This is a genomic window from Stenotrophomonas sp. GD03794 (assembly GCF_029842145.1).
Taxonomy (GTDB): domain Bacteria; phylum Pseudomonadota; class Gammaproteobacteria; order Xanthomonadales; family Xanthomonadaceae; genus Stenotrophomonas; species Stenotrophomonas riyadhensis.
Window position 1 is genome coordinate 25,542 of sequence record NZ_JAOCFV010000013.1, and the last position, 20,333, is coordinate 45,874.

Annotated in this window: 17 protein-coding genes; 12 read left to right on the top strand and 5 right to left on the bottom strand. The window is 67.3% G+C overall.

The annotated features are described in order from the left end of the window. Positions 1 to 4 precede the first annotated feature (4 nt). A complete protein-coding gene (locus tag N5D91_RS09315) occupies positions 5 to 3,115 on the top strand; it encodes an error-prone DNA polymerase (protein ID WP_180854604.1) in 3,111 nt (1,036 codons plus the stop codon). Positions 3,116 to 3,196: 81 nt separating this feature from the next. After that, positions 3,197 to 3,703: a hypothetical protein gene (locus N5D91_RS09320; protein ID WP_180854605.1), complete on the top strand. Its 507-nt coding sequence runs from the start codon at positions 3,197 to 3,199 to the stop codon at positions 3,701 to 3,703. A 134-nt stretch (positions 3,704 to 3,837) separates the two neighbouring features. On the opposite strand, the gene ptsJ is transcribed toward N5D91_RS09320, so the two are convergent. Continuing rightward, positions 3,838 to 5,124 carry a transcriptional regulator PtsJ gene (ptsJ, locus tag N5D91_RS09325; RefSeq protein WP_110712692.1) on the bottom strand — a complete coding sequence of 429 codons (1,287 nt, stop codon included), beginning with the start codon at positions 5,122 to 5,124 and terminating at the stop codon, positions 3,838 to 3,840. A gap of 76 nt (positions 5,125 to 5,200) precedes the next feature. On the opposite strand from ptsJ, the gene N5D91_RS09330 reads away from it, so the two are divergent. The 10 genes from N5D91_RS09330 to N5D91_RS09375 all read left to right on the top strand — a co-directional run bounded on the left by N5D91_RS09330 (position 5,201) and on the right by N5D91_RS09375 (position 13,698). Continuing rightward, positions 5,201 to 5,974, top strand: coding sequence for a YggS family pyridoxal phosphate-dependent enzyme (locus N5D91_RS09330; protein ID WP_180854606.1), 774 nt, complete (start codon positions 5,201 to 5,203; stop codon positions 5,972 to 5,974). Continuing rightward, entirely contained in the window at positions 5,971 to 6,672 is a 702-nt protein-coding gene (locus N5D91_RS09335) for a glutamine amidotransferase (protein ID WP_110712694.1), read from the top strand. The genes N5D91_RS09330 and N5D91_RS09335 overlap by 4 nt, the downstream gene beginning before the upstream one ends. Then, positions 6,669 to 6,893 carry a hypothetical protein gene (locus tag N5D91_RS09340; RefSeq protein WP_110712695.1) on the top strand — a complete coding sequence of 75 codons (225 nt, stop codon included), beginning with the start codon at positions 6,669 to 6,671 and terminating at the stop codon, positions 6,891 to 6,893. The genes N5D91_RS09335 and N5D91_RS09340 overlap by 4 nt, the downstream gene beginning before the upstream one ends. A 97-nt stretch (positions 6,894 to 6,990) precedes the next feature. Further along, the gene (locus N5D91_RS09345) at positions 6,991 to 7,497 is read left to right on the top strand and encodes a hypothetical protein (RefSeq protein ID WP_110712696.1); all 507 of its coding nucleotides are present in this window, start codon (positions 6,991 to 6,993) and stop codon (positions 7,495 to 7,497) included. 81 nt (positions 7,498 to 7,578) lie between these two features. Further along, positions 7,579 to 8,118: a hypothetical protein gene (locus tag N5D91_RS09350; protein WP_180854607.1), complete on the top strand. Its 540-nt coding sequence runs from the start codon at positions 7,579 to 7,581 to the stop codon at positions 8,116 to 8,118. Between the two features lie 118 nt (positions 8,119 to 8,236). After that, a complete protein-coding gene (locus tag N5D91_RS09355; protein WP_164080209.1) occupies positions 8,237 to 8,746 on the top strand; it encodes a sigma-70 family RNA polymerase sigma factor in 510 nt (169 codons plus the stop codon). After that, positions 8,743 to 9,669, top strand: coding sequence for a FecR domain-containing protein (locus N5D91_RS09360; RefSeq protein ID WP_180854608.1), 927 nt, complete (start codon positions 8,743 to 8,745; stop codon positions 9,667 to 9,669). Before N5D91_RS09355 ends, N5D91_RS09360 begins: the two co-directional genes overlap by 4 nt. Positions 9,670 to 9,733: 64 nt before the next feature. After that, positions 9,734 to 12,205, top strand: a complete 2,472-nt coding sequence (locus N5D91_RS09365; RefSeq protein WP_180854609.1) for a TonB-dependent receptor — start codon at positions 9,734 to 9,736, stop codon at positions 12,203 to 12,205. Then, positions 12,192 to 12,992, top strand: coding sequence for a ChaN family lipoprotein (locus tag N5D91_RS09370; protein ID WP_180854610.1), 801 nt, complete (start codon positions 12,192 to 12,194; stop codon positions 12,990 to 12,992). The genes N5D91_RS09365 and N5D91_RS09370 overlap by 14 nt, the downstream gene beginning before the upstream one ends. Further along, positions 12,985 to 13,698, top strand: coding sequence for an energy transducer TonB (locus N5D91_RS09375; protein ID WP_180854611.1), 714 nt, complete (start codon positions 12,985 to 12,987; stop codon positions 13,696 to 13,698). The genes N5D91_RS09370 and N5D91_RS09375 overlap by 8 nt, the downstream gene beginning before the upstream one ends. 197 nt (positions 13,699 to 13,895) lie before the next feature. On the opposite strand, the gene N5D91_RS09380 is transcribed toward N5D91_RS09375, so the two are convergent. The 4 genes from N5D91_RS09380 to N5D91_RS09395 form a co-directional block, all read right to left on the bottom strand. Next, a complete protein-coding gene (locus N5D91_RS09380) occupies positions 13,896 to 14,798 on the bottom strand; it encodes a cation diffusion facilitator family transporter (protein WP_180854612.1) in 903 nt (300 codons plus the stop codon). Positions 14,799 to 14,826: 28 nt separating this feature from the next. Further along, the gene (locus N5D91_RS09385; RefSeq protein WP_180854613.1) at positions 14,827 to 17,115 is read right to left on the bottom strand and encodes an Orn/Lys/Arg decarboxylase N-terminal domain-containing protein; all 2,289 of its coding nucleotides are present in this window, start codon (positions 17,113 to 17,115) and stop codon (positions 14,827 to 14,829) included. A 20-nt stretch (positions 17,116 to 17,135) separates the two neighbouring features. Continuing rightward, positions 17,136 to 18,488 carry an arginine/agmatine antiporter gene (gene adiC, locus N5D91_RS09390; RefSeq protein WP_006461445.1) on the bottom strand — a complete coding sequence of 451 codons (1,353 nt, stop codon included), beginning with the start codon at positions 18,486 to 18,488 and terminating at the stop codon, positions 17,136 to 17,138. A 76-nt stretch (positions 18,489 to 18,564) separates the two neighbouring features. Further along, on the bottom strand, positions 18,565 to 19,998 hold the full coding sequence (locus N5D91_RS09395; RefSeq protein WP_180854614.1) for a DcaP family trimeric outer membrane transporter: 1,434 nt from the start codon (positions 19,996 to 19,998) through the stop codon (positions 18,565 to 18,567). Between the last annotated feature and the right edge of the window lie 335 nt (positions 19,999 to 20,333).

A 20,333-nucleotide genomic window follows, 5' to 3' on the forward strand; every position in this document is an offset into this window, starting at 1 on the left:
CGTCATGCACAACGAACTGCCCGGCTACGCTGAACTGCACTGCCTGTCGGCCTTCAGTTTCCAGCGTGGCGCCTCGATTGCCGAAGAACTGTTCGCGCGCGCTGCCGGCCAGGGCTACCGCGCGTTGGCGATCACCGACGAATGCTCGCTGGCCGGCATCGTGCGTGCCTGGCAGGCGGCGAAGACGCATGGCGTGGCGCTGATCGTCGGCGCCGAATTCCAGGTCGAGGACGGGCCGAAGCTGGCCCTGCTGTGCACCGACCAGGCCGCCTATGCCGGCTTGTGCCAGTTGATCACCACCTGCCGGCGGCGCGCGACCAAGGGCGAATACCGCTGCCTGCGCGAGGACCTGCTCGGCCTGCCCGACGGCCTGCTGTGCCTGTGGCTGGACCGGCAACCAGCGGCCACCGAACTGGAACTGTTGCGTGCCGGCTTCGATGATCGGCTGTGGTTGGCGGTGGAACTGCACCACGAACACGACGACGCACGCCGCCTGCAGCAGCTGCAGGCCTTCGGCGAACGCCACCGCCTGCCGCTGGTGGCCAGTGGTGATGTGCACATGCACGTGCGCCGCCGCCGCGCCCTGCAGGACACGCTGACTGCGATCCGCCATCGCTGCAGCGTGGCCGAGGCCGGCTGGCGCCTGTTCCCCAACGGCGAGCGCCACCTGCGCCCGCGTACCGCGCTGGCCCAGCTGTATCCACCCGAATTGCTGGCCGAGACCCTGCGCATCGCCGAGCGCTGCCACTTCACTCTGGAGCAGCTGCAGTACACCTATCCGCGCGAACTGGTACCCGAGGGCCACGATCCGGACAGCTGGCTGCGCGTGCTGGTCGAGCGCGGCATCCCCTGGCGCTGGAAAGGCGGCATCGAACCGGCACAGCGCAAACAGATCGAGCACGAACTGGCATTGATCCGGGAGAAGAACTACGCCTCGTACTTCCTCACCGTGCAGGACATCGTGCGCTTCGCGCGCAGCCAGGACATCCTCTGCCAGGGTCGTGGCTCGGCGGCCAACTCCGCGGTGTGCTTCGTGCTGGGCGTGACCGAGATCGACCCGGCACGCAGCAACCTGCTTTTCGAGCGCTTCATCTCCGCCGAGCGCGACGAGCCACCGGATATCGATATCGACTTCGAGCACGAGCGCCGCGAGGAAGTGCTGCAGTATGTATTCAAGCGCTATGGCCGCGAGCGCGCCGCCCTGACTGCGGTGGCGATCAGCTACCGTGGCCGCAGCGCGATCCGCGACGTGGCCCGCGCGCTCGGCCTGCCGATGGACCAGGTCAACGAATTGGGGGCGGCGATGGACCACTGGGGCGGCCACGTACCGTTGCCGGAGACCCTGCGCGAGCGCGGCTTCGATCCGGACACGCCGTTGATGCAGCGTCTGCTGGCACTGACCACCGAACTGATCGACTTCCCCCGCCACCTGTCGCAGCACCCGGGTGGTTTCGTGATCTCCGAGCACCCGCTGTCGACGCTGGTCCCGGTGGAGAACGCAGCGATGGCCGACCGCACCGTCATCCAGTGGGACAAGGACGACCTCGATGCCACCGGCCTGATGAAGGTCGACTGCCTGGCGTTGGGCATGCTCACCGCCATCCGCAAGTGCCTGGCCATGCTGCAGCAGCATGGCCTGCACGAAGGACGCATGGATGCGATTCCCGATGAAGACGGCCCGACCTACGACATGATCTGCGCCGCCGACACCATCGGCGTGTTCCAGATCGAGTCGCGCGCGCAGATGGCGATGCTGCCGCGCCTGCAGCCACGCGAGTTCTATGACCTGGTGATCGAGGTGGCGATCGTGCGCCCTGGCCCGATCCAGGGTGACATGGTGCACCCCTACCTGGAACGGCGAAGGATCCTGCGCGAGCAGGGTCCTGACGCGTTGAACGATCCAGACAATCCACTCTATCCAGCGCGGCTGGAACGCGTGTTCGCGCGCACCCTCGGCGTGCCGCTGTTCCAGGAACAGGTGATGCAGCTGGCGGTGGATGCGGCCGGCTACACCCCGGGCGAGGCCGATGCCCTGCGCCGCTCGATGGCGGCGTGGAAACGCCGTGGCGGCCTGGAACCGCATCGCGAGAAGCTGCTGGCCGGCATGCTGAAGAACGGCTTCAGCCGCGAATACGGCGAGCACCTGTTCGAGCAGATCAAGGGATTCGGCGATTACGGCTTCCCGGAAAGCCACGCCGCCAGTTTCGCCCTGCTGACCTATGCCAGTTGCTGGCTGAAGTGCCATCACCCGGCCGCGTTCACCGCCAGCCTGATCAACAGCCAGCCGCTGGGCTTCTACAGCCCCGACCAGCTGCTGCAGGACGCGCGCCGGCATGGCATCCGCGTGCTGCCGGTGGACGTGCGCCACAGCGACTGGGACTGCACGCTGGATTTCGGCAAGGGGCCGGCGGCGATCCGGCTCGGCCTGCGCCTGGTCGATGGCTGCAACGAACCCGCCGTGCAGGCCATCATGCGCGAACGTGCGCGGCGCCCGTTCGACGATGTGGGTGACCTGTGCCAGCGCACCGCCATGGACCGCCGCCAGCAGGGCCTGCTGGCCGATGCCGGGGCGCTGCGTGGGCTCAGCGGCCATCGCCATCGTGCGCGCTGGGATATCTCCGGTGTGGAAAACCGGTTGCCGCTGTTCGACCAGGCCCGCGCCACCACCGAAGCCCGCGTGCCACTGCCCCTGCCCAGCGCCTGGGAAGACATGCAGGCCGATTACCGCAGCACCGGCACCACGCTGGGCCGCCACCCGATCTCGTTCCTGCGTGCGCAACTGCGCAACCGCGGTTGCCTGGATGCCGCACAGCTGGCAGACCACGGCCATGGCCGGCGCGTACGCATCGCCGGCCTGGTACGCATGCGCCAGCGCCCGCAGACCGCCAGCGGCGTCACCTTCCTCACGCTCGAGGACGAGACCGGCATGGTCAACGCCGTGGTCTGGCGGCACCTGGCCGACCGCCAGCACCGCGTACTGGTCGACACCCAGCTGATGCAGATCGACGGCCGCCTGGAACGCGTTGATGGCGTGCAGCATGTCATCGTGCAGCGCATGCACTGCCTGGATGAACTGCTGCAGGGACTGCGCAGCCACAGCCGCGATTTCCATTGACGATACACAACGTCACACAACGAACTGGCCATTGCCGGTCCGCATCCGCTATCGTCGGCACATCCAAGGAAGGACGACGCCATGCCCCGCGCACTGCTGCTGACCACGCTGGTGGTCTCGACCCTCGCCCTGCTTGTTTCCGGCTGGACCGCCTGGAGCCTGCATCGCAGCCAATCACCACAGCGCATCATCGAAGCACGCGGGCTGGTCATCCACGATGCAAGCGGCCAGCCGCGGGTGATCCTCGGCGCACCGGTTCCCGATCCGCTCAGCCAGGGCCGTACCCAGGGGCCGCGCGCCACCGCCTTGTCCGGCCTGATCCTGCTCGGCCCCGACGGCTCCGAACGCGGCGGCTACGGCACCAGCGACCGCGGCGGCGAAGCCCTGCTCACCCTGGACGATGCCACCGGCACCACCGAAGTGTTCAAGGTCGTCGCCGACCCGGACCGTGGCGCCAGCCTGATGGTCAAGCACCAGAACAACACCGGCGCCATGCTCACCTCCTGGCAAGGCAAGCCGGAGCTGATGTTCGTCGATGACAGCGGCCAGTCCTACTACGTGCGCCCCGGCGCCAACGCCGCGCCCTGATCGGCTTCTGTAGCGTCGAGCCATGCTCGACTGCCGGTCATGTAGAGTCGAGCCATGCTCGACTGCTTCTACACAACAGCAGCCGAGCATGGCTCGGCTCTACAAAAGCGAAGCAAAGTCGAGCAAGCTCGACGCTACAGACCGCACACCGCTGCCAGATCATCGGCCAGCTGCCGCAGCTGCGCCGATCCCAGCGCCGCACACGTAATGCGCAGCCCATGTCCCGGCGCTGCCACCGCGAACACTTCGCCTGCGCGCACATGCCATCCGCGCGAAGCCAGTGCCAGCACCTGCGGATGGCTGTCGGTTGGCAACGGCAGCCACAGGTTCAATCCTTCCATCGGTTGCGGTGTCGGCACGCCCCGCGCACGCAGCAGTTCCTGCAGCGACTGCAGGCGCTGCTGGTAACGCTCACCTGCCGAGGCGATCTTCGCCCGCTGCGTCGCCGACGCCAGCACCGAAGTCGCCGCATCCTGCAGCAGATGGCTGACCCAGCCGGTGCCGGACGCCAACCGCAACCGCAACCGCGATGCGGTCTCCTCATCGCAGGCCAGCCAGGCCAGCCGCAGGTCCGGACCCAGTGGCTTGGACAACGAACGCAGCACGGCCCAGCGACGACCATCCAGCGGCAGCACCGAGTGATAGGCCTGCTGCGAAAGCAGCGCGTAGTGATCGTCGATCAGCATCGCCACCTGCGGGTAGGCCGCCAACAGCTGCCGCAACGCCCGCGCCCGCTTCGCATCCAGGCTGGCCCCGGTCGGGTTGTGCGCGCGCGGGGTCAGCAGCACCGCGCGTGCGCCAGCCTCCAGTGCCGCACGCAGCGAATCGACCTGCATGCCATGCGCGTCCACCGCCACCGGCAACGGCGCATGGCCCACCGCATTGAGCACGTTGAGGCTGCCGAGGAAGCACGGATCCTCCACCGCGATGCGATCCCCCGGCAGCAGCCACGCCGCCAGCAGGCGTTCGATGCCGTCGACCGCGCCATGGGTCAGCTCCAGCGCATAGCCCTCCGGGCAGTCCGCATCCAGCGAGGCGCGTGCCAGCGCCTGCAACCTCGGGTCGACCGTGCCTACGCCGTACAAACGCGGCGCTGCCGGCGCCAGGCGCAGGTTCGGCAGCAGGCGCGGGTCCGGGTTGCCACCGGCGAGGTCCTGCAGGGCCAGCCCTGGCGTGCTGCCCTCGCGCGCCAGCGTAGGCGGTAATCCGCGCACCACCGTGCCACGACGGCCCGCCGTGCTGGCCAGGCCCGCCGCATCCAATCGCTTGTAGGCAGCGGCCACCGTATTGCGGTTCACCCCCAGCTGCTCGGCCAGTTCACGCACCGGCGGCAGCACGCTGCCGGCCGGCAAGCGGCCCTTGCCGATGCCGTCGCGGATGCTGTCGAAGATCGACTCGGCGCTATGCCCGGTGATTTTCATTTTGTCCTATGCCAAAATATCTCTTGTCCTGTGCCAGTGTATCCCACCCTGGCCGCCCTGCATTGGAGGTGCCCGCATGCCCCTTGCCGCTGCCGACTGGCCCGTCGCCCAGTCCGTTGAACAGATCGCCGCCAACCTGGTCACGGTGCGCCAACGCATCGCCGATGCCTGCGCACGTGTCGGCCGTGACCCAGCCAGCGTGCGCCTGCTGCCGGTCAGCAAGACCGTCGATGACGCCCGCATCCGCATGGCGGTGGCCGCAGGCTGTCACGAACTGGGCGAGAACAAGGTGCAGGAGGCGCAGCGCAAGGCCGAAACAATGGCCGACCTGGGCGTGCACTGGTCGGTGATCGGCCATCTGCAGACCAACAAGGCGCGCTACGTGGCACGCTTCGCCAGCGAGTTCCAGGCGCTGGACAGCCTGCGCGTGGCCGAGGCCCTGCAGCAGCGCCTGCAACTGGAAGACCGCACGCTGGATGTGTTCGTGCAGGTCAACACCTCGGCCGAACCGAGCAAGTACGGACTGGAACCCGACGCAGTCGAGGCCTTCGTGCAGCAGCTGCCGGCCTTCGATCGCCTGCGCGTGCGCGGCCTGATGACCCTGGCCATCTTCACCCCCGAGGTCGAGCGCGTGCGCGCCTGCTTCGTGCGCCTGCGTGACCTGCGCGACCAGCTGCAGCGCGTCGTCCCGCCCGGCCTTGACCTGTCGCAGCTGTCGATGGGCATGTCCGGTGATTTCGAAGTGGCCATCGAGGAAGGTGCCACCGTGGTCCGCGTCGGCCAGGCCATTTTCGGCGCCCGCGCCACCCCGGACAGCTTCTACTGGCCGAACAGCGGAGCCCCGGCATGAAGCACGCGGTTGTGCTGCAACACGTTGCCTTTGAAGACCTCGGCACCCTGCAACCGTTGCTGCTGGCCCAAGGCTGGCAGCTGCAGGTGCTGCAGGCCGGTATCGACGCGCTGGACTCCGCCGCAACAGCCGACCTGCTGGTGGTGCTAGGCGGCCCGATCAGCGTCAATGACACAGCGACCTATCCCTTCGTCACCGACAGCATCGCCCTGCTGCAGCGCCGGCTGCAACAACAGCGGCCGACCCTGGGCATCTGCCTGGGTGCACAGCTGATGGCCCGTGCACTCGGTGCCAGTGTCGCTCCCAGTGGCGGCAAGGAGATCGGCTTTGCGCCACTGCTGCTGACCGATGAAGGCCAGCGCTCGCCGCTGCAGGCCCTGCAGGGCATTCCCGTGCTGCATTGGCATGGTGAGGCCTTCGAACTTCCGGCCGGCGCACGCCGCCTGGCCAGCACGCCGGCCTGCCGCCACCAGGCCTTCGCCATCGGCCACCACGCGCTGGCCCTGCAATGCCATCCGGAACTGGACGCGCGCCAGTTCGAGCGTTGGCTGATCGGTCACACGCTGGAGCTGGCCCAGGCTGGCATCGATCCCAACGACCTGCGCGCGCAGGCGCGTCGCTATGGCGCACCACTGGCCGCGGCCGCCACCGCAATGTTCGACCATTGGCTGCAGGACCTGCCGGAGACACCACGATGAACTACCGATTGCAGATCCACCGCGATGGTGCCCACTGGGGCCACTTCGACTGCAGCGGCCCCGATGCCCTGCAGCGCATGGACAGCATCGCCGCGCAGCTGCCTGCAGACCAGGGCTTCCAGTTGAAGCGGCAGAAGGGCGTCGGTGAAGAGCGCATCCTGTCCAGCAATGCCGATGGCCTGCGTGTGCTGGCCGCGCAGATCCAGTACCGCGATATCTGACCCGACGATGGTAGTGCCGGCCGCTGGCCGGCACTGGAATCTGCCGGCCAGCGGCCGGCACTACCCCGGCTGTTAGCCCGCGTGCGAAGCTTCACCGATGTTGACCCTGCAACGCGGCAACCATCGCGGGCTGCTTGTCGCCCCGCGCTGGCCCTCCACCCATATCCAGATCGAAGCAGAGGTGCTGCAACGCCTGCTCGATGCGCAGGCACTCCTGCCCACCGAACTGCGCCTGCTGCTCACGCGCGGCTTCGAATCACGCCACAGTCGCCTCGGTGGGTTCCGCCGCGCGGTGCGGCGGCTCGGCATTGCGGTGTTCCGCACCTGCTACCCGCAGCGCCGCGATGAAGTCGATGCCATCTTCGGTGCCAACGGTCACGACATCGATGGCCGTCACGTCGATATCTCCATGGTGTTGCACGGCCAGCGACTGCGGCTGCTGCCACTGGGCGTGTTCACGCCACCCAACTGGCAGGCGCGCCGCGTCAGCCGCCATGCCTGGGCGGTCGCGCAGGTGAAGCACAGCCTGCAGCACTGCGGCTTCCAACTGCACCCCAACCCGACCGAAGCACTGCAGATCCATTGCGACTACCTGCCCCGGTAGTGCCGGCCGCTGGCCGGCAGCGGTGCGCTGCGCCACCCGCCATAGGCTGACGTACGCCCTCATGCAGGCGATACTCCCACCATGTTCGACGTACCTGCCCACCTGCATGGCGTCGCCTGCGATCTTCAGCAACGGCTCGATCGCATCCAGGCGCAGGCCAGCAACAACGACTACCGGCTGCTGATCGATGGAGAAGCACTGCGCTTCCCCGATCGCATCTACGCCGACGGTACGCGCCTGGAACGCCTGGCATCTTCCCTGCTGGGTGATCACCGCCTGCTGTGCCTGTGCCTGGCCACCCGGCATCCCGATGGCTTCCTGCGACAACGGGCTGTTGAGGCATTGGGGCAGGCATCGGTGCCGTGGGTTCTGGCATTCCACCTGGCGCTGCTCAGCGAGTATGTCGAAGAGATCGCGCTGACGATCGACCACCATGCCCGGAAGATTGGCCTGGCCGCTTACGCACCCCTGGTCCGCGAGAACGCCGCCTTCTTCGAACGGTGTATGCAGCGTGCCGCAAGCTATTGGAATGCCTACCACCGGCAGCGGCATCCAGCGCTGCGCACGTTTCCCGCCCACCGCTTGCTGCTGGAGATACGCAGCGCCAGCCGTGCGGGCTGATCGGCCATCCAATGCACCGGCCTCGCGCTACAGATGCAAATGATTCTCTTTTGCTGTAAGGTGCAGCCGCTGCCCTTGCCGCCGCGGGCTGTTCCCTTTCCCAGTTGTCGCCCGCCCCGTGTCCACGCCTGTCGAACCGACGGATGTCGCGCAGCTGTGTGCGGCCCATTACCGGCCGCTGCACGCCCATGTCCGCCGCAAACTCCCGCAACGCAGCGACGCCGATGACGTCGTCCAGGAAACCTGGCTGCGTGTCGTCAAGGTCGCCGCCAGTGGCCTGTTGAGCAATGGCCGCGCGTACCTGTACCGTGTTGCCCACAACCTGATTGCCGACCATTACCGGCAACGCCAGCGCCGTCGCGAAGAAGCGCTGGATGACACACAGCTGCATGCCATCGCCGATCCTGCGCCGCTGCCTGAACAGCGCCTGCTCGACGCCGAACAGCTGCGCCATCTCGATGCAATCGTCGCCGCGCTGCCGCCGCGCTCGCGCCAGGTCTTCCTGCTGGCGCGTGTGGAACAGATGGCTCTGGCCGAGATCGGCCGCCAGCTGGGCATCAGCCGGCAGACCGCGCACGGCCATCTGCTCCGCGCCCTGGTCGCCCTGCAGCAGGTGCCGGGTGCATGAGCCAGGACGCGATCACACGCGAAGCCGCCCGCTGGTGGCTGGATGGACACGATGGCACCCGCGACGAGAACGCGTTCGACCAGTGGTGCCGGGCCGATCCGCGCCATGTTGCGCAGTACCAGCATCTGCAGCAGCTGTGGCAGGCCGGTGCCACGTTGCCCAGCCTGCAACGGCAGCAGCAGCGCAGGCAACGCCGCCGCCTGCGCGAGGCCGGCATTGCCGTGCTGTTGCTGTGCGCGCTCGGGCTGTACAGCCGCCACGCCTCGCCGCCGGCCGCGCAGGTACTGCGCACCGCCGCTGGCGAGATCCGTGATGAAGCCCTGCCGGACGGTTCGCATGTGCTGCTGTCGCCGGGAAGCGAAGTCCATGTGCGCGTCGATGCACAACGCCGCCAGCTCCAGCTGCAGCGCGGCCAGGCCTGGTTCCAGGTCGCTGCCGATGCCGATCGGCCATTCCAGGTGCATACCCCGCAAGGCACTGTCACCGCACTGGGGACCGCATTCGATCTTGCCGTGCAGGGCGACAGCAGCGTGGTCACAGTCACCGAGCACAGGGTCCGCGTAGAGAGCGGCACCGCCAGTGCACAGGCCAGCGAGGGTCAGCAGATACGCTTCAACGGACACGCGCCTTCTGCTGCACATCCTGCAGACGGTGGCGTCCTGGCCTGGCGCGAGCGGCGCCTGCACTGGGTTTCGGCCCCTCTGGCCGACGTCACCCAGGGCCTGGACCGCTGGCATGGCGGGCATACCTGGATCATCGGTGCACGGCTTCGCCAACAGCCAGTCACCCTGCTGGGCAATGCCGAGGGTGCCGCCAGCAATCGCGACCAACTGGCCATGCAGCTGCATGTGCGGGTACTGCGCCTCGGCGCGGGTGTGCAGGTGTGGCTGCCGCCACGCAGGGAGCAGCGCGGTGCACCCTGACATCCGGCCCAGCACTGCGTCTACCCAGGATGACGACGCCCTGCGTCAGCCCCTGGAGCCCCCGATGCTGTGCCCCCGCCCCCTTGTCCTCGCCCTGTCGCTGGCCTGCGCCAGCACCGTCCCACTGCTGCCCAACAACGCCCACGCGCAGGCCGCCACGCGTTCCTACGATCTGCCCGCGCAACCGCTGGCCGCCGCACTGGACGCCTACAGCCGGCTGACCGGCGTCGATCTGGTGATCGGCTCGGCGCTGCCTGCAGGCCATGCCGCGCCTGCCCTGCGCGGAGACTTCGACGATGCACAGGCGCTGTCGCGCCTGTTGGCAGGCAGCGGCCTCCGCCCACGCTTCATCGATGCGCGTCGCGCCACGCTGGAACCGGCACCTGCCGAACGCAGCGATGGCAGCCGTCGTACCGGTCCGCTGCGCGTGCAGGGCACGACCGCGCACGCCCATGCGCCTGGCACTGGTGCCAGCCAGTATGTACCGGCCACCCGTGATGGCTTCGCTCCCACGGTCGGCAGCGAACGTTTGGCAATGGCCGAACGCCAGGAAGGCAACAGCCTGCTGCGTTCGATGCCGGGCACCCACAGCTTCCATTCGCGCAGCCAGCCCGGCCTGCAGGTCAACATCCGCGGCATGACCGGTGCCGGCCGGGTCAACACCATGATCGACGGTGTCACCCAGACCTTCCGCAACAACGCCGGGCATGGCTCGGGCGGCCCATTCGCCTATGTTGACCCGTTCCTGCTGGCCGGCGTGGACGTGCAGCGCGGTGCGGTCGCCGGTGGTGATGGCGCCGGCACGCTGGCCGGCAGTGCCAACTTCCGCACACTGGACATCGACGATCTGCTCGGCGAAGGCCGCGACTGGGGCCTGCGTGCGGGCTATCGCCATGGCAACAACGGCTATGGCAGCGGCCGCACCTTCGCCGGTGCGTGGCGCCACAGCGAGGACGGCGGTGACCGCCAGTTCGGCCTGCTCGCCGCCGCCAGCAGCAGTCGCAGCAGCGAGTACGCCACGGCGCGCGGGCAGAAAAACAATGCCGACCCCGGCAGCCAGCAACCCAGCAGCTGGCTGTTGAAAGCGCGCCTGCAGCCCAGTGACCAGCATCGGCTCGACCTGAGCCACATGCGTTACGAAAACGACTTCTACCACAACTATCCGTGGCAGATTTCCGCGCGCAACCAGCGCGCCAGCTACCACTACACGCCCTATTCGCCGTGGATCGACCTGCGTGCGACGTTTGCCAGCAACAAGACCCGGCTGTTCTACCCGCCGGTGGAGGACTCCAGCTACATCGGCCGCCGCACCCACAGCGGCCTGAGCAGCTGGACCGTGGACAACACCAGCCGCTTCGACATCGGTGCACTGCAGGCACGCTGGAACACCGGTATCAAGCACCAGTCGGACATCTACGTGGCCGACACCCCTGTCCTGCGTGGCGCCAACCCGCAGGGCCGCAGCCAGCTGGACAGTGTGTTCAGCACGCTGGAGTTGCAATACGACATCTATGCCCTGACCGCAGGACTGCGCCAGGACCGCTTCGGCATCCGTGGACACATCCCGGTGTGCTCGGATGTGCCCGGCCAGTGCGCGGAGATCAATGGCGGCGACATCGACGTGCGTCGCACCGAGCGCGCACTCAGCCCGAGCCTGGCGGTTTCACTGCAGGCCACCGACTGGCTGCAGCTGTTCGCCGAGGTCTCGCGCACGTCGCGGCCGCCGCGCGTGCAGGAAATGTTCTTCGAGAAGATCCCGCTGGAGGACGCCAGCGTCGCCGACGGCATCGGCGCCAACCCGTTCCTGCGCCGCGAACGCTCGCGCAACCTGCAGTTCGGCGCCAACCTCAGCACCGACTCGCTGCTGGTCGACGGTGACCTGGCGCAGCTGCGGGTCACCCGCTTCGACAACCGCATCCGCGACTACATCAAGCCGCAGTACCTGCTGATCGTGCATCCGCCGGAAGTGGAACCGTTCGTGGTGCCGATCGACAGCGATCCGCAGCTCACTGCCTGGACCGATGTGCTGGACGCCGACGACTTCAGCGCCACCACGCGCTGGATGAACCACCCCGGCGTGGTGCGCATGCGCGGTATCGAGCTGGAGGCGCACTACGCCAGCGAGCACTACCACGCCACGCTGAGCTGGACCCGCTCGCACACCAGTGCGCCGGCCATCGAGTTCGTCAACCTGGAAGACATCACCGCCCTGCCCGACCGCTACTGGACGCTGGACGTGGGCGGCCGCTGGTGGCAGCAGCGCGTGCAGGCCGGCCTGCGCGCCGAGTACTCCGGCCCGACCGAGGAAGGCTACGACTTCTTCCAGACCCGCAAGACCGGCGGCACCGGCGTGCTGCTGGACTTCTACGCCAGCTTCAAGCCCCAGCCGAACACCACGCTGTGGCTGAACATCGAAAACCTGCAGAACAAGGCCTATGACAACAATGCCTCGATCGACAGCATCTTCAGCCCGATCCTGGACCGCGGCAACGGCCGTGGCCGCACCATCTCGATGGGCGTCAATGTCGCGTTCTAGCCGCCACTGGCTGCCGCTGTGCCTGCTCGCGCTGGCGTCGATGGCCAGCGCGCAGCCGCTGCCCGGCAAGGTGGTCGACCTCGCCAATGGCCGGATCCTGGACGAATCCACGTTCGTACAACGCACTGCCGCCGCCCAGCGGTTGCTGCTGGGTGAACGGCATGACCTCGACAGTGATCATGCCGCCCAGCGCTGGCTGCTGCAGGCGTTGCAGCAGCAGCGCCCGCAGGGTGCCCTGGTGCTGGAAATGATTGCCAGCGAGCGCCAGCCGCGCCTGCAGCGGGTGCAGCGCTGGCTGGCCAAGGGCAACCATGCCGACGGCACGAGGCTGCAGGAGCTGCTGGACTGGGATGCGCGCTGGCCGTGGGCTGCCTATGGCGGGCTGGTGCAGGACGCCACCGCTGCCGGCATCCCGTTGTTCGGTGGCAATCTCGCGCGCGCCGAGGTCAACGCGCTGTTGGCTTCGACCAGGGCGGTACAGTTCCCCGTAGCCACTGCGCGGCAGCGCCTTGCGGAGGTGGTGCTTGCCCAGCACGCAGAGGCCGCACCGATGCTGGATGGCATGTTGGCCGTGCAGCAGGCCCGCGACACACGGATGGCACGGGTGCTGCTCGATGCACCCGCACCGGCGCTGCTGGTTGCCGGGCGCTGGCATGTACTGCGCGGCACCGGAGTACCAGGCTACCTGGCTCTGGACGTACCAGCACTGGTGATTGCGCTCGCCTCAGCTGGCGAAGCCATCGATGCGTCTGACGCCGACCTGCTATGGGTGCTGGACGATGAGTGAGCGCGGCCAACACTGGCAGGCGATCGCGATCAGCATCGGCCTGCACCTGCTGCCCTTGCTGCTGCTGGTGCACTGGGTGGCCACGCCCCCCTTGCTGCCCCCGCCGGAACAGGACGTGCGCATCAGCCTGCGCCTGCTGGCACCGGCCACACCTCCGCAACCGGTCGAGGAACGCCAGGCCGATACCCCCAGCCAGGCGCAACAGGCGCGTGCATCGCAGCCGACCAAGTCGCCCCCTCCGCCGAAACCCACCGCCGCGCGCGAGGGCGAGTTGGCCGCCAGCGAAACGGGCGGGACGGGTCGAAAGCCGCTGCCGATCGCCCCGCCTGCGGCCGCGACCGATGCAAGTCCCGCACCGGCATCGATCACGGCCGCGCCGCCCGCTCCAGACGCGCCGCCGGCGGACTTCCAGGCCGGCGCCGCCAGCGACCAGTGGGAAGCCCGCCTGATGGCGCGGCTGGAACGCTACCGCTACTACCCCGCCGCCGCACGCTCGCGCCGGCAGCAGGGGACGGCCTGGGTCAGGGCCAGCATCGACCGCGAAGGTCGCCTGCTGGCCCTGCGGCTGGAGCAGTCCAGTGGCCAGCCGATGCTCGATGACGGCGCGCTGCAGACCTTCCGTCGCGCGCAGCCGCTGCCGCCCATTCCCGTGGAAATGAAGGCACCCCAGGAACTGGTGGTACCGGTGGAGTACTACCTGCGCTAGGCGCTGAGGGCCTCCGCCTTGATGTCGGGAATTGCGAGGCAGTCTGCGACCTCAACTCCGGTTGAGGTCAAATGGAACTGGCGCAACAGAGTAGTCCGCCATGTGCAACGATCGCGCCCACGTGCAGGGCCGAGCCCATGCTCGGCTGCTCAGCGCGAATGGCAGCCGAGCATGGGCTCGGCTCTACCGTTCCCCGCTTACGTCCATGCTGGGTCTGCCGTGAAATCGATGGTCAGCCAGAACGTACTGCCACGGGCGTCCAGCCGCACCGCGATCTCGTCACGCATCGCATCGACCTCGCCCACTGAGCCCAGCGGCGTGGCCGGGTCGGCCAGCACGTGGATCTCGATGAAGCGCATCCGCCCCATCTTCGCCACATGGCTGGTGAAGCCGGCATAGCCGTGCTCGGCGACGAACGCCTGCATCACCCGCTGCACGCGCCGGTCCAGATCATCCGGTGCCACCTGCAGCACTTCGCGCATGGCCTTCCACGCGCTGCGCGCCGGCACCGGCAACACCGCCAGGCTGATCAACGCCAGCACGATCGAATCCAGGTACGGCACCCAGTGGTGCCACTCACCACCGTGCAGGACCAGCGCCAACACGAAGGCCAGCACCACCGCCAGGCTCATCAACCCACCCAGCAGCCAGCCCCGTACATCCAGCCACAACAGCGCGGAGCGCAGATGCCGCGCCCGCTGCGCGACGAACGCCGCCATCGCCAGGTTGCTGGCACTCAGCAATGCCGCCCACCACAGCGCGGGCCCGAACTTCACTTCGTGCCCGCCCGTGGTCAAACCGATCACGGCGTTGGCCAGCGCATACACGCAGGCCAGCGACAGGATCACACCGCCCAGTGCCTCGACCATCGGCTCAAGGTGCCAGTAGCCATACTGGAAGCGCGGGCTCTGCTCCCGCGCCACCAGCCGCAGCACCGACAACGACACCAGGGTCAGGGCGACGTCGACCAGGCTGTACACGCCGTCGAACAGGATGGCCTGCGATCCCACCAGCAGGCCACCGCCGAAGCCGACCGCGCTCACCGCCAGGGTGGCCCCGATCGAGAACTTCAGGATGCGTTGCTCGCGCGCGGTATCCATCGTTCGCCGAAGGGCCGACCGTCGCCGGTCAGGCCTTCAGCACCTCCACCTTGTACGAGGTCACATCGCCGTCCTGCTCGATGATCAGCCCGTGCACGTCCGACTCGAAGCCCGGGAAGCGGGCATTCTGCTCGCGGGCGATGCGCAGCGACTGGATGATCGGCTCGTCGCTGTCACCGAAACGCTCGCCCGGCATGATGGTCGGGATGCCCGGCGGGTACGGCACCAGCATGGTCGCCGCAATGCGGCCACTGATCTGCTCGATGTCGACCCGCTCGATCTCGCCCTTGACCAGGTGGTTGTAGGCATCGGCCGGGGTCATCACCGGCGTCGGCAGGTCCACGTACATCTCACGCATCACCTTGGCCACGGCGAATTCCTGGTTGAACGCATGCAGCGCATCGCACAGGTCACGCAGGCCCCAACCGGCGTAGGCATTCGGATAGTCGGCAGCCAGGGTCGGCAGTGCCTGGCTCAGCGGCGCATTGCGGTCGTACAGCTCCTTGAACGCCATCAGCTCGGTCACCAGGGTGCTCCACTTGCCCTTGGTGATGCCCATCGAGAACAGGAACAGCACCGAGTACAGGTTGGTCTTCTCCACGGTGATGCCGCGGCCCCACAGGAACTTGCTCAGCACCGCCGCCGGGATGCCCAGCTTGCCCATGCTGCCGTCCATCGCCAGGCCCGGAGTCAGCAGGGTCACCTTGATCGGGTCGATCAGCACATAGTCGTCAACCAGGTTCTCGAAGCCGTGCCAGTGCGCATCCGGCTGCAGGTACCACTCCTCGCGCTTGGCCACCAGCGGTGCGGGCGTATCGCCCTTGTCCAGGCTGCGCTCGACCTGGGTCGGCTGCCACACGCTGAACCACCAGTCATCGCGGCCCAGGTCATCGCGGACGTGCAGCATTGCGCGGCGGAAAGCGATGGCCTCGTCGTGCATTTCCTGCACCAGCGAACGGCCGGCATCGCCTTCCATCATCTTCGAGGCCACGTCACAGGCTGCGATCACCCCGTAGTGCGGGCTGGTCGAGGTGTGCATCATGAACGACTCGTTAAAGCGCTCGGCATCCAGGTTGCGCTGCGCCGAATTGCGCACGTGGATCATCGACGCCTGCGAGAACGCCGCCAGCAGCTTGTGGGTGGAATGCGTGGTGAAGATGATCGCATCCTGCTCACGCGGCTTGCCCTTGGCCATGCCGTAGTGGTTCTCGTAGAACGGGTGGAACGCGGCGTAGGCGTACCAGGCTTCGTCGAAATGCAGGAAATCGACCGCGCTGCCGATCTCGTCGGCGATCTTCTCGGCGTTGTAGCACAGGCCGTCGTAGGTCGAGTTGGTGACCACCGCGATGCGCGGCTTGGAGCCAGCCTTGTAGGCCTGGCTGGCCAGCGGGTTGGCAGCGATGCGCTGCTGCAGCGACTCCGGCGTGAACTGATCCAGGCTGATCGGACCGATGATGCCGTGCGCGTTGCGGCTGGGGGTGAAGTACACCGGCACTGCACCGGTCATGATCAGCGCGTGCAGCAGCGACTTGTGGCAGTTGCGATCGACGAACACTACGTCACCGCGCGCCACCGTGCCATGCCAGACGATCTTGTTGGCGGTGGAGGTGCCGTTGGTGACAAAGAACGTATGGTCGGCACCGAAGTTGCGTGCCGCCTCGTTCTCGGCGTCCTTGATCGGGCCGGTGTGATCGAGCAGCGAACCCAGCTCCGGCACCGAGATCGACAGATCGCTGCGCAGGGTGTTCTCGCCGTAGAACTGATGGAATGCACGGCCGACCGGCGACTTGGTGAACGCCACGCCGCCGGCATGGCCCGGGGTGTGCCAGGAGTAGTTCGACTCGGCTGCATGGTGGATCAACGCCTTGAAGAACGGCGGCAGCAGGTTCTTCATGTAGTCTTCGGCCGCGCGCATCACCTGCCGCGAGATGAAGCTCTTGGTATCTTCGAACAGGAAGATGAAACCGTGGATGTACTTGAGCAGCTTGCTCGGCACCTTCTCGATGGTGCGGCGCTCGCCGTACAGGAACACCGGCAGGTTGGCGCGGCGTGCGCTCTGCTCGCGCAGGAAGGCGGTCAGGCGCTGGAACTCGCCATCCACCTCTTCACTGCCGTCGATCGAGATCAGCACCGCCGAGGCCGCCACGTAGGTGCGGGCACCGGCGCGGGCATCATCCAGGTTGAGGCCGCACAGCACGCGCTGGTCGTTGCTGCGCAGCTCCTCCACCAGGGCGCGGATCAGGATGCCGCCGATGCGCGGCGACTCGTAGTCGTTGTCGATGACAATGACCGGATAGTCCAGGGACTTGAAGTACACGTTGATTCTCCTTGTCTAACTCAGGAACGCTGGGCGCCGGCGCTGATCGCCGAGGCCTCGCGGGCGCGCTGCCGCTGCTGGCGGCGCTCCTCGCTGAAGAAGGGATAGAACACGGTGATGAACAGCACGAACAGGAAGGCGTACTGCACGATGGTTCCCGACGAGCCGTAGATCGCCCACAGGCAGTACACGACGGTCAGGCTGGTCAGGGTCCAGAACGCACCGGTGTGGACCAGGGTGTGCGAACGCTCGACCACGAAGTAGCAGGCCACGCACGAGTAGATGTAGGGCAGCAGGGTCAGCACCACCGCCGCCGAGGTGATCACGTCGAACTGTGCAGACGCGGTCTCCGAGGTGGAGGTGACCAGCACCGCCAGCGTCATCAGCACCGCCACGATCAGCACGCCCTTGACCGGCACGTCATCCTTGTTGGTCTTGCTGAAGATGCTCGGGAACAGGCCGTCATCGGAGGCTGCCTTGGCGCTCTGTGCGGTCAGCAGGATCCAGCCGCCCAGCGAACCGGCAGCGCCGATGAAGGCACAGAGGCTGACCAGCGCACCGCCCCAGCCACCGACGGCCTTGGCGGCAGCCAGTGCGAACGGCGCATCGGAAGTCTGCAGTTCGCCATTGGGCACCATGCCCATGATCACCGAGGAACTGGCGATGTAGGCGATGGCGGCCAGGAACACACCCGCCAGGGTGGCGCGGGCCACGTTCTTTTCCGGATTCTCCACCACGCCGGCAGTGACCGAAGCCGATTCGACGCCGATGAAGGCCCACAGGGTCAGTGCCGCGGCACTGGAGATCGCGCCGAAGTTGGATTCACCGGACACGTTGTAGGCGCCCTTGAAGATGTCGGCATCGAAGAAGAACCAGCCGAAGATGGCGATACCCAGGATTGGCACCAGCGCGAAGCTGGTGGTGACCGTCTGCACGCGGCTGACGAAGGCCGGGCCGATCATGTTGGCGAAGCTCAGCGCCCACACCAGCACCAACACCGCGATGCAGCGCACCAGCGGCTCGGACAGGATCGGGAAGAAGTAGCTGAAGTAGCCCACCGCCGCGATCGGGATGGCAACGTTGCCGATCCAGTTGGCGAACCAGTAGATGGTATTGGTCTGGAAGCCCATGTAGGGCCCGAACCAGTCGCGCGCATAGGCATAGGGACCGCCGGCCTTCGGTGCCAGCTTGCCCAGCTTGGCGAATACGAAGGCCAGCAGCAGCGCACCGGCGGTGGTGATCAGCCAGCCCCAGATCGAGGCGGTACCGATCTTGGCCAGACTGGACGGCAACAGGAACACGCCTGAGCCCATCATGTTGCCGGCAACGAGGAAGGTGGCTCCGACCACCCCGATTTTCTTTGCTTCTGCCATGACAATCTCCTGTACTGGCATGAGCCCGGTACAACCGGGCGTGGGGACGGTTACGCTGGCGTACGACCGCTGGCGCTTATTTGATGAAGTTGTATTGCAGGCTGCCCTGCACCCGGACCGTGTCGCCGCGCGCGCCCCCCTGCTGTTCCAGGCGGCCGTACAGCAGCTCCATGCCCATCGTCCACGACGGCGCCGGGCTCCAGATCAGGTTGAACACGCCGTAGCGGCTCTGACGGAATGCGTCGGCCGCCAGTGCGGCATTCCGCTCCAGGGTCAGCTGGCCGATGATCAGGTTCGAACGCCACAGCCCGGACCAGTAATGCGTGTAGCCAATGAACCCACCGTGCAGGTCCAGCGCATCGAGGCGGCCATCGGCACCAACCACTGCGTCCAGTCCGGAACCGGTCAGGTCGGCGGTATAACGGCTGAGGCCGCGCCCGCCGAGCGCGCCGAACAGCAGCAGGTCGCGCTCGCCCACCGAGGCCGAACCGCTGAGTTGCAGGCCACCGGCCATGCGCCGGTCGCGCTCGCCAACGCCGTCATAGGCCAGGCTGCGTGCCACTGCGCCAAGCTGCAGGTGGCCCCAGTCGCGCTCCATGCGCGCAGTCACCGTCACATCCGGCAGCCGGTTCACGGCGGCGCGCTCATCGCTGGCACCGGCCAGTTCGGTCTTCGGATCTTCGGCGGCGACGGTCAGGGTGTTGCCCTTGCCCATCGCGAAACTGTGGTGGATGCCTGCCACCAGCAGGTAGCCGGCACCGCCGGGACCTGCGAAATCCAATGTATCGGGCAGGCTGTCCGGATCCATGAAGCTGGAGTAGCCGTAACCGGCGTAGGTATTGCCGAGCTGGCCATAGGCATGGCGCAGCCGGAATTCGTAGCCGTCACTACTGCCGAAGAAGTCGTTCTCCAGGTAGAAGCGCAGGTTGCCGTGCGTGGTCGGACGTCGCGCCTCGAAGCTGAAGCGGGTCTGCTTGGCATGGATGTTGAAGTTCGAGACATCACGATGACTGCCACCGACCGGCATCGACGAGGGAATGAACTGATCCTCATCCCCCGCTGCACGCGAATCGGCGATGGCATCCAGCTTGGCGTAGCCGCCGATACGGATCACCGTGTCAGTACCCGGAATGGCGAAGAAGCCCTTCAGATCCGGATCGGTCGGGCCGGCCGCACTGTCCGGTCGCGACGCGGCGGTGGACGGATCGGCCACCGACTCACGCTGCGGCAGCACCGGCTGTGCCACGCCCGGTACCTGCGTGGGGTGCAGCAGGTTGGCAGTGCTGGCAGGCGCGACCACGGCGGCGGGTGCCTGCGCGGTGGCAGGCGCAACGGTTGCATCGTGCTGCTCAAGGCGGTCCAACCGCTGCTGCATGCCCTCCAGCGCCTGCCGCATGGCCGCAATCTCGCGACGCAGCGCCTGTGCGTCCTCCTTGTCATCCGCCTGCGCATACGCCGGCGTGATCGCCAGTGCGGTCACGCAGGCCAGGCTCAGTACCGCCACGCGCATTGCATCCTCCCTGGACGACCCCTGTTCGCAGCACGCAGACGGGGCGCACGCATGCGCCGCTCCGGCCTCGCGCTGCCGTTGCTGGAAATGCGGATACTGCGTCGACGACACCGGCCAGCCTGCGCATGGCAGGCAACAGGACGATGACACTGCCCTGCCCGCACCGATGTCGACGCCATCAAGGCCGCGCTGCCAGAGAGGTGGCGACCGTAGCGGTCTGGGTAACAAGCGCAGGGTGAGAGTGTCGTGAATGGCTGAGCCGACCGGCCCCGATCAGGGCCTGGCGAGCGCGGCATCCATTGCGCGTTGACGCTGTATTCCATGCGTCACAGGCT

Coding starts and splice junctions, on each gene's coding strand:
- ptsJ (WP_110712692.1), bottom strand. CDS start 5,124: ATGAAAATCACCGGGCATAGCGCCGAGTCGATCTTCGACAGCATCCGC.
- N5D91_RS09360 (WP_180854608.1), top strand. CDS start 8,743: ATGAGCCAGGACGCGATCACACGCGAAGCCGCCCGCTGGTGGCTGGAT.
- N5D91_RS09315 (WP_180854604.1), top strand. CDS start 5: ATGCACAACGAACTGCCCGGCTACGCTGAACTGCACTGCCTGTCGGCC.
- N5D91_RS09350 (WP_180854607.1), top strand. CDS start 7,579: ATGTTCGACGTACCTGCCCACCTGCATGGCGTCGCCTGCGATCTTCAG.
- N5D91_RS09335 (WP_110712694.1), top strand. CDS start 5,971: ATGAAGCACGCGGTTGTGCTGCAACACGTTGCCTTTGAAGACCTCGGC.
- adiC (WP_006461445.1), bottom strand. CDS start 18,488: ATGGCAGAAGCAAAGAAAATCGGGGTGGTCGGAGCCACCTTCCTCGTT.
- N5D91_RS09375 (WP_180854611.1), top strand. CDS start 12,985: ATGAGTGAGCGCGGCCAACACTGGCAGGCGATCGCGATCAGCATCGGC.
- N5D91_RS09330 (WP_180854606.1), top strand. CDS start 5,201: ATGCCCCTTGCCGCTGCCGACTGGCCCGTCGCCCAGTCCGTTGAACAG.
- N5D91_RS09380 (WP_180854612.1), bottom strand. CDS start 14,798: ATGGATACCGCGCGCGAGCAACGCATCCTGAAGTTCTCGATCGGGGCC.
- N5D91_RS09340 (WP_110712695.1), top strand. CDS start 6,669: ATGAACTACCGATTGCAGATCCACCGCGATGGTGCCCACTGGGGCCAC.
- N5D91_RS09365 (WP_180854609.1), top strand. CDS start 9,734: ATGCTGTGCCCCCGCCCCCTTGTCCTCGCCCTGTCGCTGGCCTGCGCC.
- N5D91_RS09395 (WP_180854614.1), bottom strand. CDS start 19,998: ATGCGCGTGGCGGTACTGAGCCTGGCCTGCGTGACCGCACTGGCGATC.
- N5D91_RS09320 (WP_180854605.1), top strand. CDS start 3,197: ATGCCCCGCGCACTGCTGCTGACCACGCTGGTGGTCTCGACCCTCGCC.
- N5D91_RS09345 (WP_110712696.1), top strand. CDS start 6,991: ATGTTGACCCTGCAACGCGGCAACCATCGCGGGCTGCTTGTCGCCCCG.
- N5D91_RS09370 (WP_180854610.1), top strand. CDS start 12,192: ATGTCGCGTTCTAGCCGCCACTGGCTGCCGCTGTGCCTGCTCGCGCTG.